The following is a 16,243-nucleotide window of genomic DNA, read 5'->3' as shown; positions in this document are numbered from 1 at the left end:
TCAGCTGTTTACCTGTGTCAAAAGTTGCGCATGAAGCTGGGGCGTCGCAGCCGAGACAATCCGGCCGTCGGATTGTAACGTCAGTGGCCTGCCCGCCCAATCAGTTACAATGCCGCCTGCCTCCTCAACTACAACAGAAACCGCCAGATAATCATAAGGCTGAAGATCATAATCGACCACGGCATCAACATGTCCCATCGCCAACAAGGCATGCGGATAGCAATCATAAGAAAACCGCATCGTCTGCGCCGCATTAATCAATTGATCGAACATCTCCGGGTAATCGCGATGCAGTTTTTCGCCTTCGTTAACGAAAAGAATGGCCTTCGACAGCTCGGTTTGGGCAGAACTGCGCACCAATGACCCGTTCAGTGTGGTGCCCTGACCTTTTTCGCCAATCAACACTTCGTTCAGCGCGGGCATGCCAATCACGCCAATCTGCGGCAGACCGTCCATCAGATGACAAAGTAAAAACCCAAACAACGGATGTCCCGACAAAAATGATCGGGTGCCATCGATTGGGTCAATCACCCACATCTGGCGGCTGTTTTCACCCTCGATACCGTGTTCTTCGCCAAAGATTCCGTGATCAGGAAAGTGTTCCTTTATGTATTCGCGGACCTTGTCTTCTACACCTTTATCGGCCTGCGTAACCGGGCTTTCATCCGTCTTAAACTCGACCCCCAACCGCCCACGAAAATAGCCCCTGGCGGCATCACCGGCGATGTCGGCAATGCGTGCGGCATGATCCGCCAATGTCAGTTTCAAATCGTTTTGAACCATTATGTCTTTCCGTCGCAAATTGTCAGCGTTACATCCCAGTTTTGCAACGCGGTTGCCAAATCCGCTGATGGGGCCTGATCCGCCAGCAAAACATCAACCCGCTGTGGATCAATTCCGCGATGCGGCGCTAAGGCATTGAATTTATGATGATCGACCGGCAAAATAATCTGATTGGCACACTCAGCTACAACTTCGCTGAGTGACGCCTCGGCCGCATTCAGATAAAGCGGCCCAGAACGCACTGAAAGCGCATCAGCAGACAGGATCGCAACGTCATATGAATACCGGCGCGCTTGGGTTTCGGTCACATGCCCAAAGGCTCCGCGTTCATTATTTTGCATTTCCCCGCCCAGAATATGCACCCGGTTGCCCTCGTGACTGACCAATGTTTGCGCCACGCTGATCGAGTTGGTGACAAACGTCAGATCACTCCGCAAACTAAGCTCTTCTGCGATAAATGCCGTGGTCGATCCGACATCCAGAAATACCGTCAGCCCGCGATCAATCAAATCAGGAACAGCCTTCGCAATTGCGCGTTTTTGCTTGGAATATTCAGAAATACGCTGGAAGAAACTGCTGTCCCCTTGGCTTCCTGACAAATGCGCCCCACCATGTACACGCTGGAGCACACCAGCCTTTGCGAGAGATTTAATCGCCCGGCGCACGGTTTCCTCTGACACATCCAGAAGCCGCGCCAGATCAGCCGAGCGTGCAGATCCGCCCAGCCGCCGTAGGGCTGCCAAAAGCTCCAGCTCCCGGTGGGAATGTGTCGATTGATCTTTCATGTCGCTATAAACACGCAAAAACCCACATAAATCAACAAAAACGGTCAAATTAATTTCTTTTCCCCATAAAAAAACAAAAATTATGTGGATATGCGTCAGCATTGAGTCGTTTTTTGAATTGTGACGCGTTCTCGGATGTGGTGATCTATCAAGGTCATCACCCGTGGTTAGACCGGAGCAGGCCCATGCCGAACACGCGAAACGTCCTGTTCATTATTATTGATCAGTTGCGCGCCGACTGCCTAAAGGGCGCATTGGCCGATCATGTGAACCTGCCCCACCTACGTGCACTGATGCAGGACGCGGTGACATTTGATCGACATTATTCCGTTACTAACCCTTGCGGCCCTTCACGCGCATCCATTCTAACCGGACAATATGCGATGAACCATCGTTCGGTCCGTAATGGCACGCCACTGCGCCATGACACGCCGAACGTCGCCACGGAAATGCGCAAGGCGGGTTATTTGCCGATGCTGTTTGGCTATACCGACACTTCTGCCGATCCGCGGGTGCATCACCCCAATGACCCAGCAATGAAGACCTATGAATATCCGATGGCCGGGTTTCACGAGATGACCGAAATGCGAATGGAAATGTCATACCCTTGGCAATCCATGCTGATGGCTGAGGGATACCAGGTCAGCAATTATTGGGATGTTTATAGACCACAACCCGATGCCGATGGAACACCGCGCCTAAACGGGCCAGCCATTTATACCGCTGAGCATAGCGATACGGCGTTTCTAACGGATTCCTTTTTGGGAAAAATAAGAGCCTATTCCAGCCAAAACTGGTTTGCGCACCTGACTTACATCCGTCCGCATCCGCCACTTGTGGCCCCCGCACCCTATAACAATATGTATGATCCAGCCAGCCTTCCATTTCCACAAAGATTGGACAATACGACAAGTGAATTCGATACCCATCCGTTTTTCGGCCCGATGCTTGATAGCATGTCGATTGCAAACTTTGTCGAAGGTTTCCCGGATCTGAAGCCCACAGATAAAAACATCCAAACTCTACGAGCAGTCTATCTGGGGCTGGCTACCGAAGTCGATCACCACATCGGACGGGTGGTTGAGCACCTCAAAACCAGTGGTCAGTATGACAACACGTTGCTGGTTGTCACCGCCGATCACGGCGAAATGCTGGGGGATCGTCATGCCTGGGGCAAGATGACGGTTTATGACGCGGCCTATCACACGCCGCTGATCATTCGGATGCCAGATAATGATGAAAATGCGGGAAAAACAGTCTCTGTTCCAACCGAATCCATTGATGTAGCGCCAACCATTCTTGATTGGGTTAGGCAAGGAATCCCTAATTCGATGGATGGCCGCTCGCTGATGCCACTTCTTCAGGGGGAAACACCACAGGATTGGCGAAGCTACAGTTTTTCGGAACTGGACTTTTCCGAACCACAGTCCCCCACATTATGGGAAAAGGCCTTGAACACTGGGCCCAGCGACTCCTGCCTCAGCATTCTACGCGACGCGCGTTTTAGCTTGGTTGAGTTTGCTGCCGACCTACCGCCGATGTTGTTTGACCATCATGGTAAGGGCGAGTTGGAAAATGTAGCAGACCAGCCCGAATTTACATCCGACCTGAACCGACTGACCCGCGCCATGCTTCGCCATCGGATGCGTAATATGGATCATACACTTTCGCTGGATACGATCACGACCGATGGACCAAAATCGCGCTCACGTCACTCATAGATCTAACAGAAAATGAGCCGCCCAAATTGGGCGGCTCATGCTGAATTTATTCCGAGTTCAAGTTGTTGGGGTCAAACACCCCACCAAAGCCCGAACTGTTGCCACTGTCGTCACCCCCAGATGCATCACTATCGTCTTGCGTGCCATCCTCGCCATTCAGCGCATTGGGGTCAAAGACACCGCTAAACCCGGAATTATTATCCTGCTTAGGAACGCTTTCCTCATTTGGTGCGATATCATCGGGATCAAAGACACCTTTGAACTTCTTCAGGTTTTCTTCGTCACGCTTGCGGCGCAACTCCTGAATACGCTCGGATGCTTCGATTTGCTTTTGCTCTTTGACACGAGCCACACACTGGTCAGGGCTATAAGCCGTTGCAGTACCAACCACTGCCACCGACGCAAAACAAAACAGCACCAGTACTATAGCCGCCGGATTACCGCTCAGGAAACCGGGAACTTTCACCCCTTTACTCAGCTCACCCACGGTGGCGTTTTTACGCGCCTCCATGACCTGCTCTTTGCGTTTGATCTTGCTTTCGTTGATCAGGGCAAAAAACACCGTCAGCGCCACGATGATAAACGCCAAGGCTGAGATCGCAGGCGTGATGCCGTAGCGGACCTTTTGCGCCAGCTCGATCGTCAACGTTGGATATTCACCAAAGGTAAACGTGGTGGTGTTGTAGTTTTCAAAGCTTGCCAGGAACGCCAGTACCGCTGCAGACGCAAGCGCCGGCCGCATGAACGGCAGCAGGATCTTACGAAAGGCCTGCGCGTGGCTGGCCCCCAGATCAAGCGCCGCTTCGGTCAGAGCCAGATCATAGCGTTGCAAACGCGCGACCAGAACCAACAAGCAATAGCTGGCGATAAAGGTCGATTGACCAATGATCGTCAGGAACAAGCCGTTTGACAAAAAGCTATCCGCACCCAGACCCAACATACGGTTGACCCGATCCCAGAACACCAAGGTCGAGATACCAATCACAACGCCGGGAATAAGAATCGGCGCGATGATGATGGTATAGTAAGTGGCGCGCATTTTTGGCCAGATCTGGGTCAGCATAAGCGCCCCTGCCAGACCCATTGAGACCGACAAAATGACAGTCCCAAGCCCCACAACCACAGAGTTCTTGATCCCGTTCAGAATACGCTGATCCTGAAACAGGGCTGAAAACCATTCAAAAGTCAGACATTCCCACGGTGTTGCCCGCGGAAACGTAGGAGAGTTGAACGCGGTGATCGACATGATCACCAATGGACCCAGCAGATAGGAGAAGAAAATCGCCAGATAGATCCAGATGCTGTAACGAATGATACGTTCGCTCATCATTTGCCAATATCCCCCATGTTCACTTTGAACAGGCGCATGGCAAGCAGCACCAGCAAGATACAGGTCACCAGCAGAACAACTGCATAGGCAGCCCCCTGCGGCCAGTCACTGTTGTCATTGAACTGCTGATAGATCAGCTGCGTAAACCACAGACTGGACGGCCCCCCAAGGATCTGAGGCGCGGCCAGCGCACCGGCTGACAACATGAACACCATGGTACAACCCGAGCTGATGCCCGGTTTGGCATAGGGAATAACAATCCGCCGGTGAATACGCGTCCAAGAGGCCCCCATATCCCGTGCCGCTTCGATCTGGTTGCGATCAAGACTTTCGATCACATTATAGATCGGGAAGATCATCAACAGAATGTAGGCATATCCCAAACCAGCATAAAGCGCGATGTCATTGCGGACAAAGTCAAATGGCGTATCAAACACACCAAGCCCCATCAGCACAGTATTCAGCACGCCACTTTCACCAAAGATGATCCGCAAGGCAAAGGCGCGCAAGATCTCGTTGATCCAGTAAGGAATAATCAGCATCAGCGCAAAAATGCGGATGTGGTTACCTTTGCTTTGACCCAGATAATAAGCGATCGGGTAGCACAAGATCAGGTTGAAGATGGTGACAAAAACCGCCGCAATCAACGTCCGGTAAAACACCTTGAGGTCGACCACGTTGTAATTCTGACTGCCGCCCTCTGGACCGAAGATCAAGTATTTATAGTTCTCAAGCGTATAAACGTCCTTTGGCCCACCAATTTCCGGAGGGGGCAGGTTTGGACGGAATGAGAAATCAAGCATCGACAACTGCGGCAGAATGATCAGGCCAACAGTCCAGAACAGGACCAGACCAAGGATTGCCAATCCCATCCCTGTGCCGTTGCGGTTTAAAAACTCCTTAAGGAAGCCGGGCATATCTCGGCCTCCCTATTCCGCAGCCAGCTCACCAGCTGGAACCGCAACAGCATTGTTGCTGTCGTATTCCAACGTGATCGGCTGACCGGTATGAGATTCAAATGATTGACCAAGGTTCGGGATCGAGATCTTAATCTCTTTGCCGCCGTCGCCTTCGGTGAAGATATTGAAAGTGTTGCCCTCAAACTCTTCATGCGTGACTGTCGCAGTGACAAAATGGTCACCACTGGCGCCATCGGGGGCCAGCGCAAAGGCCTCGGGGCGGATGAACATCATCGCCTCGTCACCTTCCTTCAACTTGCCTTGATTGGCCGTTGAGACCCGTGAGACCAAATTGCCTGAGCGATTGGTCGAGATCATCACCTCATTGCCCATCACCTTAGACACCTTACCGCGGAAAACATTGTTTTCCCCCACAAAGGACGCTGCAAAGGCAGTTGCAGGATCATTATAGATGGTTTTGCCATCGGCAATCTGATCAATCACACCAGCACGCATTACCGCGATGTCGTCTGACATTGTCAGCGCTTCGCCCTGATCGTGGGTGATGTAAATAAAGGTAATGCCAACACGTTTTTGAATTTCGCGCAGTTCAGTCCGCATATGCTGGCGCAGCTTAAGGTCAAGCGCTGATAGCGGCTCATCCAGCAATAGCACATCAGGCTCGGCACAAAGCGCACGGGCAATTGCAACCCGCTGACGTTGACCGCCAGACAATTCCGAGGGCAGCTTGTCCCCCTGATCAGGCAGAGCAATCATGTCCAGTAGCTCATCAGCGCGTTTGCGACGCTCACCGGCACTGGCACCTTTGATTTCCATTGAAAATGTGATGTTTTCCCAGACTTTCATCAATGGGAAAAGGGCAAGGTTTTGAAAGATCAATGCAGTTGGCCGTTTGTTCGGACCAATGCCTTTCATATTGTTGCCGCCGATCAAGACGTTGCCCTCGGAGGGCTCCAAAAATCCAGATACAGCCCTTAAGATGGTGGTTTTCCCACACCCCGATGGCCCCAAGAACGAAAAGAAATCGCCCCCTTTGATGTGTACGTTTGCGTCGCGAACCGCGACAAAATCCCCAAAGCGGATCCAGAGGTTTTCAAGATCGACGCCTACTCCAGCACTCATGTTCCACTTCTCCCTACATCGCGGTTCTTTACCGCTGTTTTATGTCAGTCTTTTTGGCCTTTCAGGCGCAAATATAGCCCCCCGCGCGCTAACGCAGGGGGCTGGTTTCAGAGCGATCAGGCGCTCTTGAACTTGTTCACGAACTCTGTCCGGATGTCCGCATACCATGGCGCTTCGGCCGGCCATGGGTTCAGATTGGCAAGGCTGTCACCTGGATAGGCTTCGGCAAAGTTCTTCTTATAAACATCGCCCGAGAACGTATCCGCGCCAAGAACTGGCGAGTTATAGCCGTGGCTGTCAATCGCGACACCTGCAGGCTCTTTACGGTAGGCAAATTCGATGAACGCATAGATCTGATCGATGTTAGTCGCACCAACTGGCATCGACATGCCGTCAACCCAAGCCATCGCACCTTCAACCGGGGCTTGATAATGCACCGGCTCACCCGCAGATTTCAGCGCCAGCGGTGGGCCATCCCATGTTTGGCCAACAATCACGCCTTCGTTCAACAGGCCGTTCTTTTGCGTGTCAGCATCGTTCCAGATCAGTTTGATCCGGTCTTTGCGTGCCACACACCAATCAGTGATCTGACCCCAGACCTTGCGCATGTTTTCTTCGTTCTCATACGCGGACCAGACAGAACCTGCATCCATCTCACCGGACGCTTCCATATAGAGGCCAGCACCCAGCATCATCGAATGCGCACGGCCCATGGTTTTACCAGCGTTCGCTTCGGACCAGACATCCCCATAAGAAGGTGCGTCACCTTCAGGCAGCCACAGATCAGTACGATATGCGATGCCTTCAGTACCCCAGATATGCGGTAGCCAATGCGCGCCGCTATCACCAAAGTTCCAAGCGTCGGTACCGATCTTCATCATCGCAGGGTTCACCGCGTCAACATTGACCTTGTTCAGGTCAAAGGCTTGCAGCAGCTCCAGCGGACCCCATTGCAGCGACCGGTTGTTGGTGGGGCTAACAATATCGAAGCCCTGACCTTTGGTCGCTTTCATCTTGTTTATGATTTCTTCGTTAGACCCGATACCAGTGTAGTTCACCTTGATTCCGGTTTCGGCTTCGAACTCTTCAAGGAACGCCGGTGGCAGGTAATCCGACCACATCAAGATGTTGATCTCACCTGAAGAGGCCAGTGCGCTTTTTGAATAGAGCGGCGCCGCAAGGGCCGCACCACCAAACGCAGCGGTGCCCTTCAGCACACTACGGCGGTTCATTTGCTTTTTCATAACATACTCCTGTTGGACTTTAGTATTCTTATATATGGCGATTTTATTGCCACATTTTCATGACATACTTAATGCCAGTTTCATAAGTTAATCGTTCCAATGCTCAGCCATAGCGAGCCATCAGTCGAACCTATTCAAATGCACTGCATCCATGTCAAATGCGAAAATATGGACAATCTCCCCAAGACAGCTTCGGACTATGAGGTGGCCTCTGTCAAGCTTTGACATTGATAAACCGTTGAGACCGGTCATAAATTTAATCGGTCTGAGTGAAAAAAACAAAACGCCCGCCTGAATTCAGGCGGGCGTGATATGGCATAATTAGGTCTAATTTTTAACTGTATTGCGCTTCTTTTCCGAAGTGCTTTACCAACATGTAGTACACAACGGCCCGATATTTATTCCGCTCCGAACGACCATAGGTATCCAAGACATGGGCAATGGCATCATCCAGATGCGCACCATCATCCAGAGCCAATTTCTTGATCAAAAAGTTGTTCTTGACGGTATCGATCTCACTTTGCTGTGTCGCCGCCACTGTGGATGCATCATTGTCATAAATTGCCGGGCCGCAACCGATGGTCACCTTTTCCAACAAAGCCATATCCGGCTCCATCCCGCATTTGTTACGCAAATCATCTGCATATGTTGCAATCAAATCATCACGACGTCCCATGTATATCTCCCTTTAACCTGAGCACTGAACTGGTAATATTCCTCACCTGAATAGGTATCACTGATACGGTAGCCACAATTTGCAATCTGACAAAGGGAAAACTCGGCTGAATTCCCCCTCAGAAGAAGAAGTAACTAGGAACGCAAGCCCATGACCGAACTCATTACTTCCCAAGTTGATCAGATGGTTGCCTTACGTCAAACTCTGCACCGCGCACCGGAAATTTCTGGTCAGGAATGTGAAACGGCCCAACGGATTGCAACCATGCTGCACTCCGCCGGTGCTGACCGCGTCATTACCAGCCTTGGAGGGCATGGTGTTGCGGGTGAATTTCGTGGTCAGGCCGATGGCCCGACCGTATTAATCAGATGCGAACTGGATGCCCTACCGATCGCAGAAATATCTGACCTGCCGTATCGTTCACTGGTCCCCGGCACCGCACATCTGTGTGGGCATGATGGACATATGAGCATTGTGATGGCGGTGGCGCTTGCCCTTAGTCAGAAACGTCCAAGCAATGGACGAGTAGTCCTATTGTTCCAACCCGCTGAGGAAACCGGCGCAGGTGCATCAGCTGTAATATCAGACCCTAAATATGCTGAAATTCGCCCGAACTATGCATTCGCCCTGCACAATGTCCCAGGCTGGCCGCTTGGCCTGACGAGGTTGGCTGATGGCGTTGCAAACTGCGCATCTCGCGGCATGCGCATTGCGTTCACCGGAAAAACCTCGCATGCCGCCGCACCTGAAGACGGAATTTCCCCCGCACCCGCTATGGCCAAACTGATGGCAGAACTGGCCCAGCTGGGCACCGGTGGTACCCTGAACGAAGAATTCGCCCTTTCAACGCTAACCCACGTGCGTTTAGGCGAGGCCACCTTTGGCATTTCCCCCGGTGAGGGCGAACTGCTGGTCACATTGCGCAGTGTCACTAACGCAAAAATGGACGCGCTGATGAACGCCGCCAAAACCTGCGTTGCGAACGCTGCGGGCAATCTGACCAGCAGTATCAGCTGGCACGATGTCTTTCCGGCCTCGGTCAATGCAAACGAAGCCGTTGCACTTGTGAAAGCAGGGGCAACGCGAAACGGAATCCAGGCCGAACTGATGTCTCATCCGATGCAATGGTCAGAGGATTTTGGCCATTTTGGTCGCGACGAAACCAAAGCCGCGATGATTTTTCTTGGTTCAGGTATCGATCAACCACAGCTTCATAACCCCGATTTTGATTTCCCTGATGCATTGATTCCTCAAGGAGCCAATCTGTTCTTAGGAATTATACGTCATATCCTAGGTTAGCTTCATCCCGCTCAACACCTCATGCTTGTGTGGACAAGCCGCGTACAATCTGTAATTCACCGGTAAAATCAGACAAACACTAGCGAACACCAGCAACGAGGGATGAGCGCAGCATGGCAGGCCCAGAAGCCAGAATGATACAGACCGGCAAAGCCGAGCTACGCAAAGCACGCGGAAATAGCCGTGGTTTGTTTTGGTTTGTCGGGATCTTCAGCTTTTTTGCCAATCTTCTGATGCTGACCGGGCCGCTTTACATGTTGCAGGTGTACGACCGGGTGCTTGGCAGCCGTTCAGTGGAAACTCTGGTCGCTCTGTCTGTGCTGGTTGTGTTTCTCTATGGGATGATGGGCCTGCTGGATTATGCCCGTGGCCGCATTTTGGGACGGATCGGCGCGCGATTTCAGTCAGATCTGGATCCACGTGTTTTTGATGCAGCCCTGCGTAAAGCAGCACGTCCTGGCAACAGCAATGCCGCCGCCGGCTCAGCAGATCTGGTTTCAATATCGCGGCTGTATTCATCACCAGTCTTTGGATCATTATTTGACTTGCCTTGGGTGCCGATTTTTTTACTAGGTATCTGGATTTTTCATCCGTGGCTGGGCATCCTTGCACTGCTTGGTGGCGTTGTTTTGATTGCGATTACAATCGTCAATCAGGCCGTCACGCGCCTACCCACCCAAGCCGCAAGCCAAGCCGCGTCGCAAGCGCAAGCGATTTCGGATCAACTACGTAATGAGGCCGAGATGGTGCAGGCCTTAGGCATGCGCGGTGCTGCCTTTGCCCGCTGGCACAAAGTGCGCGACAATGCCTTGGGCGAGCAGATGCGATCCGCCGATCTGGGCGGAACATTCACCACCACGACCAAAACATTCCGTCTGTTTTTGCAATCCGCCATGCTGGGCCTTGGCGCCCTTATGGTGTTGCGCGGGGAATTGACTCCCGGCGCAATGATTGCCGGATCAATTCTGATGGGTCGCGCTTTGGCCCCCATTGAACAACTTGTTGGACAATGGGCTATGGTGCAGGCTGCAATGCGTGGTTGGGCTAATCTGGCAGAACTATTAGGCTCTGTTCCACCCGAAACCGCACGTACTGCGTTGCCCGTTCCGAAGGCAAAGCTAGAGGTCAAAAACCTGACTTTGGCCCCTCCAGGCGAAAATAAGGCCGTGCTAAAATCTCTCAACTTCGCAATCAACCCCGGCCAAGCCATTGGCGTGATTGGCCCATCTGGGGCCGGTAAATCCACGTTGGCCCGCGCATTGACTGGGGTCTGGACGCCTGCGGGTGGGGATATCCGGTTGGATGGGGCCACGCTAGATCAATATCCACCAGATATGCTGGGCCAACACATCGGATATCTGCCACAAAAGGTGCAACTGTTTGACGGCACCATTGCCGAGAATATCGCCCGTCTTGCGCCCGAACCCGACGCTGAGAAAGTGGTTGAGGCGGCCCGCAAGGCTGATGCGCACGAAATGATTTTAAAATTACCACAAGGTTATGACACCCGCGTCACCGCCACCGGTGGACGTCTGTCAGGTGGGCAAACTCAAAGGATTGGATTGGCTCGTGCCATATATGGTGATCCGGTCTTTCTGGTCCTGGATGAGCCAAACTCCAACCTCGACAACGAGGGTAGCGAGGCCGTCAACCGTGCTATTCGTGGATTTAAGTCCAAGGATAAATCACTGTTGATCATCGCCCATCGCCCGGCTGCAATAACCGAATGTGACCTATTGTTGATGCTGGATGGCGGCATGGTCCGCGCCTTTGGCCCCCGCGATGAAGTTCTGCAACAGGTGGTTAAAAACCGCAATGAGATTGCTAAAACCGCGTCGCAAGGAGGTGTGCAATGAGCAACCCCAATCAAGACAACGCCAACCGCTGGTCTGCACGCAAGCCGCTAACCATTGGTTTGCTTACCCTTCTCATATTGATTGGTGGCTTTGGTGCCTGGGCTGTAATGGCCAACATTTCAGGCGCAATCATTGCCAGCGGTCGGATCGAAGTGGATCAGAACCGTCAAGTGGTACAACACCCCGATGGTGGCGTTGTCGCTGATATTCTGGTGGACGAAGGCGATGTGGTTAAGCTCGGAGATATCCTAGTGCGGCTTGATCCAAATGAGCTGAATTCCGAGCTGTCCATAACTGAAAGCCAACTGTTTGAACTGATCGCCCGACGTGGGCGGCTCGAAGCGGAACGTGACGGAAATGAAACGATCAGCTTTGATGGGTTGTTGACTACAATCGCCGAGGAAAACTCCGACGCTGCTGACTTGATTTCAGGGCAAAAACGGCTTCTGGCCGCACGGGCGGTTTCTATCAAAACTGAAATTGACCAGTTGGAAAAGCGTAGGGGACAGATTGGTAATCAGATCGACGGACTTACGGCGCAACAAACCGCCCTTGGTCGCCAGCTGGAGCTGATCACCAAAGAACTGGCAGACCAGCAACAATTGTTGGATCGCGGCCTGGCGCAGGCAACACGAGTTCTGGCCTTGCAACGCGAAGAAGCTGGTCTTCAGGGCCAGATGGGTGATCTTGAAGCACAAAAAGCACAGGCCGAAGGCCGGATCACCGAGATCGGAATTGAGATTCTGAAACTGGGCACCGCCCGGCGGGAAGAGGCGATTTCCCAACTACGCGACCTGCAATATCGCGAGCTGGAGCTACATGAACAACGCCGCGCACTGATCGAACGGCTCTCGCGGCTAGATATCAAGGCCCCAGTGTCCGGCATTGTCTACGGCTTGCAGGTGTTTGCCCGGCGTTCAGTCATTCGGCCAGCCGACCCGGTTCTATACCTTGTGCCTCAAGACCGACCCTTGGTTATCAATGCACAGGTGGAAACCATTCACATTGATAAACTGAACATCGATCAGGACGTCATTTTGCGCTTTTCCGCACTCGATCAACGCGAAACCCCTGAACTGGTGGGCAAGGTGGTCACTATCTCTGCCGATGCCTTTGAAGACGAAAACACTCAGCAAAGCTATTACCGGACTGAAATTATCCTCAATGAGGGCGAGATCAAACGCCTGCCTGACGGCGCGGTACTGATCCCGGGTATGCCGGTCGAAGCCTTTATCAAAACCGCCGACCGCAGTCCCATGGCTTATCTGGTAAAACCTCTGACCGATTACTTCACCAAGGCATTCAGGGAATAAGCAAACGAAACAGTACCTGTTGGGATCATTGGTTCATCAACAGCTTCTCGAATGTACGAGCGGCAAGATTGAGATCTGCGCCGCGCTTTCTGACCAGCTTGATTGGCGATGGTTGATCAAACTGGCCTGCGCCAATCGAACACATTTTGCCTTCGCGCACCCACACATTGGCGAATTGTTCAGGCAGATAGCCAATATATTTACCCGTTAAAATGAGATGGGCAATTCCTTCAATTTGATGGGCGCGAGCTGTGCTAAGCAACTCACGTGAAATCGGAGCAACATCACGTTCACGTAGATAAGCGCGTTTCGCATAGCGTGAGGATTTTAGAAGCTCTTCTTGTTTGCTAACGCTGTGTTTGGTGAACAATGCATGGCCTTCCGCACAATAGAGGCCCATCTTCTCAAACCCGATAGTTTCGTAAATCAGCCCGGCTTTGTGCTTGTGAAACACCCCAATACCCAAAGAGACGCGACCATCCTGCACCGCCAGTTCGATATCATCCGGAGCCTGCGAATATAGATCCAAAGTGACATCCGGGGCCTGTTCGACAAAGCGTTTTAAGGCCGATGAAAACTGTGAGTGATTGTTAAAAACCCAATTATCGATCACCGCTAGGGATAGATTCCCAACCAGCTTGCCACGCGAGCCATCGACCGTCTCGGTAAACTCACGGATTGAGGCAAACAGACGTTGTACAGCGCGGTAAACCAGATCGCCCTTTTCAGTCACTCTGAAACCTGATCTCCCTCGCTGACAAAGTTTCATGCCCAAACGGATCTCAAGATCAGAAATTTGCCGCGAAATTGTGGAAGGAGAAACGTTCAACTCAATCTGGGCTGCAGAAAATCCGCGGGCGTCAACTACGCTAGTGAAGACATGCAGCAGATGTAGGTCAGCTTTGGAGAGATTTGGCGGCAACATATGTGTATATTTATACAAGTAAAGTTTCTTTGTCTGTAATTTATTGCAGCCATGTAACGTGCCAATCTGTGCGTAAGTAAAATCTCGAACAAAAGGATATATCATGAAGGACGGGGCAAAAATTCTGTCGAAATGGGGCATCAATAATGACCATGCCAAGCTGACGGATGTCTTGCTGGGCAAGCCTGAATATTACCGTTGGGTCGACGCCGGACCGTTGATCGGCCGCACCTTGGCAAATGCAGACAAAACCGGTGTTAAGTTCGACCTGCAACTGGCGATGAAGCAACACGCCGAAATGGTTTCGATCTACGAAGAAAACGGTGTCACTTGTCACTATCTGGACGCGGACGAAGCTTTGCACAGGAATTTCTTTGCCCGCGACAGCTCTGCGATGACTCCTTGGGGGCCATTAGTCTGCCATATGCAGCTCAAATGCCGTCGTGCCGACTACGCCACTGTTATCAAATTTTATCAGGATCACAATATTCCGATTTGGAAATTCGCTACGGCCGGGCATTTCGAAGGCGGCGATTTCAATATTATCGCACCGGGCAAGGTGCTGATCGGCTATTGTGGCGAGCGGTCTGAGAAAGAAGGCAGCGAACAAGTCGCTGAATTTGTACGCAAAGAAGGGTGGGAGGCTGTGGTCGCCCCAATCAGCCGCGAGTTCGTGCATATGGATGGATTAATCGTGCCATTGGCAGACAATCTTGCTGTAGCATGCGTAGACGCGATGGAACCTTGGCTGGTGGATGTTGTGCGCGGTTGGGGCATAGACATCGTCGAGGTGGAATACCGCGAAGCTAAAAACCTCGGCGTCAATCTCGTGGCTCTGGGGGATGGCAAAGTTCTGTCGATGGTCGGCGCGAATGACCTGAACGCTAAGATGAGGGCGCTGGGTTTCGATGTTTATGACCCCGATATGTCAATGTTTACTCTTGGTGGCGGAGGTGTACACTGTCTCAGTCAGGCGCTCTGTCGGGAGGATGCATGACCAACACACCAAGGATAAATGGCGCGCGTCTTTGGGATACCATCATGGAGATGGCCAAAATCGATGCGCTTCCGGGGGGTGGCTGCGGTCGCCTCACTTTGACAGACGGTGATCGTGAATCGCGTGAATTGTTTGCGCGGTGGTGCCGTGATGCCGGCTGCACGGTTCACTTTGATCGACTTGGAAACATGTTTGCCAGACGTCCAGGGCGGGATAACTCCTTGCCGCCTATTGCCATTGGCAGCCATCTGGATACGCAGCCACACGGTGGGAAATTCGACGGCGTCTATGGCGTATTAGCTGGGTTGGAAATTATTCGTACTTTGAATGATCTGGAACTCGAAACCGATGCGCCCATCGAAGTGGTCAACTGGACCAATGAAGAGGGTGCGCGGTTCGCCCCGGCGATGCTGTGTTCCGGCGTCTACGCCGGTCTGTTTGATCTAGAGTTCGCGCTAAGTCGCACGGATGCCGAGGGCAAGACCTTTGGCGATGAGCTAGAACGGATTGGCTTTGCCGGAGAAGAACCTTGCGGCAAGCATGTCATGGGGGCATTTCTTGAGGCTCACATAGAACAGGGGCCGATATTAGAGGCACATAATGAGGTGATCGGTGTCGTCAGTGGCGGGCAGGGCCAGCGCTGGTATGATGTCATCGTGTCTGGGCGTGATGCGCATTCCGGCTCCACTCCGATGGCAGGCCGCAAGGATGCCCTGATCGCGGCGTCAAAGCTGGTATTAGCGGTCCAAAAAATCGCATTGGATAACGCACCACATAGTGTCGGAACCGTCGGTGAAATGCATGTCACCCCGAATTCGCGTAACACCATCCCCGGCGGGGTGCGCTTTACCATTGATTTCCGTAATCCGGATGATGCAGTTCTCACCAAAATGGATGCCGCTCTCAGGGTCGCCGTCGCGCAAGAAACGCATTCTCAGATCGACCTTGATATGATCTGGCACAATCCTCCGGTTCACTTTGATCACAAATGCGTGGATGCGGTTCAAAATGCGGCAAGTGCTGCCGGTTATGCCAACCGTGTGATGGTCTCTGGGGCTGGTCACGACGCATGCCAAGTGGCACGCAAAGTGCCGACAGCCATGGTGTTCGTCCCCTGCAAGGATGGACTTAGCCACAATGAGGCGGAAAGCGCCGAACCGGAGCATCTAGAGGCGGGCTGCAACACCTTACTGGGGGCGGCTTTACACTTGTCCTCAACCTCACATCACCCGTTAACAAAACAACAATCTACAGAGGCTGCGCAATGACCCA

General features: G+C 52.4%; 14 protein-coding genes. 6 read left to right on the top strand and 8 right to left on the bottom strand.

Going from position 1 to position 16,243, the window contains the following annotated elements; translation table 11 throughout:
* Together D9A02_RS05930 and D9A02_RS05925 are read right to left on the bottom strand one after the other, a co-directional pair.
* A complete protein-coding gene (locus D9A02_RS05930) occupies positions 1–783 on the bottom strand; it encodes an inositol monophosphatase family protein (RefSeq protein ID WP_120500069.1) in 783 nt (260 codons plus the stop codon).
* Positions 783–1,616: a DeoR/GlpR family DNA-binding transcription regulator gene (locus tag D9A02_RS05925; protein ID WP_367946744.1), complete on the bottom strand. Its 834-nt coding sequence runs from the start codon at positions 1,614–1,616 to the stop codon at positions 783–785. The genes D9A02_RS05930 and D9A02_RS05925 overlap by 1 nt, the downstream gene beginning before the upstream one ends.
* Positions 1,617–1,753: 137 nt before the next feature.
* On the opposite strand from D9A02_RS05925, the gene D9A02_RS05920 reads away from it, so the two are divergent.
* Complete coding sequence (locus tag D9A02_RS05920) at positions 1,754–3,289, top strand: sulfatase-like hydrolase/transferase (RefSeq protein ID WP_120500068.1); 1,536 nt, start codon at positions 1,754–1,756, stop codon at positions 3,287–3,289.
* 46 nt (positions 3,290–3,335) lie between these two features.
* Here D9A02_RS05920 and D9A02_RS05915 read toward each other — a convergent pair whose 3' ends face one another.
* The 5 genes from D9A02_RS05915 to D9A02_RS05895 all read right to left on the bottom strand — a co-directional run bounded on the left by D9A02_RS05915 (position 3,336) and on the right by D9A02_RS05895 (position 8,581).
* Positions 3,336–4,616: an ABC transporter permease gene (locus tag D9A02_RS05915; protein WP_120500067.1), complete on the bottom strand. Its 1,281-nt coding sequence runs from the start codon at positions 4,614–4,616 to the stop codon at positions 3,336–3,338.
* Positions 4,616–5,536, bottom strand: a complete 921-nt coding sequence (locus tag D9A02_RS05910) for an ABC transporter permease (RefSeq protein WP_120500066.1) — start codon at positions 5,534–5,536, stop codon at positions 4,616–4,618. The genes D9A02_RS05915 and D9A02_RS05910 overlap by 1 nt, the downstream gene beginning before the upstream one ends.
* A gap of 12 nt (positions 5,537–5,548) precedes the next feature.
* Entirely contained in the window at positions 5,549–6,661 is a 1,113-nt protein-coding gene (locus D9A02_RS05905) for an ABC transporter ATP-binding protein (protein ID WP_120500065.1), read from the bottom strand.
* A 116-nt stretch (positions 6,662–6,777) separates the two neighbouring features.
* On the bottom strand, positions 6,778–7,905 hold the full coding sequence (locus tag D9A02_RS05900; protein ID WP_120500064.1) for an extracellular solute-binding protein: 1,128 nt from the start codon (positions 7,903–7,905) through the stop codon (positions 6,778–6,780).
* A gap of 334 nt (positions 7,906–8,239) precedes the next feature.
* Positions 8,240–8,581, bottom strand: a complete 342-nt coding sequence (locus D9A02_RS05895; protein WP_120500063.1) for a DUF2853 family protein — start codon at positions 8,579–8,581, stop codon at positions 8,240–8,242.
* 150 nt (positions 8,582–8,731) lie between these two features.
* On the opposite strand from D9A02_RS05895, the gene D9A02_RS05890 reads away from it, so the two are divergent.
* From D9A02_RS05890 to D9A02_RS05880, 3 genes are all read left to right on the top strand, one after another.
* Entirely contained in the window at positions 8,732–9,880 is a 1,149-nt protein-coding gene (locus tag D9A02_RS05890; protein WP_120500062.1) for an amidohydrolase, read from the top strand.
* Between the two features lie 113 nt (positions 9,881–9,993).
* Positions 9,994–11,736, top strand: a complete 1,743-nt coding sequence (locus D9A02_RS05885) for a type I secretion system permease/ATPase (RefSeq protein ID WP_120500061.1) — start codon at positions 9,994–9,996, stop codon at positions 11,734–11,736.
* Positions 11,733–13,049, top strand: a complete 1,317-nt coding sequence (locus tag D9A02_RS05880) for an HlyD family type I secretion periplasmic adaptor subunit (protein ID WP_120500060.1) — start codon at positions 11,733–11,735, stop codon at positions 13,047–13,049. Before D9A02_RS05885 ends, D9A02_RS05880 begins: the two co-directional genes overlap by 4 nt.
* A 25-nt stretch (positions 13,050–13,074) precedes the next feature.
* On the opposite strand, the gene D9A02_RS05875 is transcribed toward D9A02_RS05880, so the two are convergent.
* On the bottom strand, positions 13,075–13,974 hold the full coding sequence (locus D9A02_RS05875; protein ID WP_120500059.1) for a LysR family transcriptional regulator: 900 nt from the start codon (positions 13,972–13,974) through the stop codon (positions 13,075–13,077).
* A 103-nt stretch (positions 13,975–14,077) separates the two neighbouring features.
* Here D9A02_RS05875 and D9A02_RS05870 point away from each other — a divergent pair, with 103 nt between their 5' ends.
* A complete protein-coding gene (locus tag D9A02_RS05870; protein WP_120500058.1) occupies positions 14,078–14,971 on the top strand; it encodes a dimethylarginine dimethylaminohydrolase family protein in 894 nt (297 codons plus the stop codon).
* A complete protein-coding gene (locus tag D9A02_RS05865) occupies positions 14,968–16,239 on the top strand; it encodes a Zn-dependent hydrolase (RefSeq protein ID WP_120500057.1) in 1,272 nt (423 codons plus the stop codon). The genes D9A02_RS05870 and D9A02_RS05865 overlap by 4 nt, the downstream gene beginning before the upstream one ends.
* The last annotated feature ends 4 nt before the right edge of the window (positions 16,240–16,243 follow it).

Origin of the sequence: Roseovarius sp. EL26, from assembly GCF_900327775.1 — a bacterium.
GTDB lineage: Bacteria > Pseudomonadota > Alphaproteobacteria > Rhodobacterales > Rhodobacteraceae > Roseovarius.
This window is presented reverse-complemented; position numbering and strand designations above follow the sequence as displayed.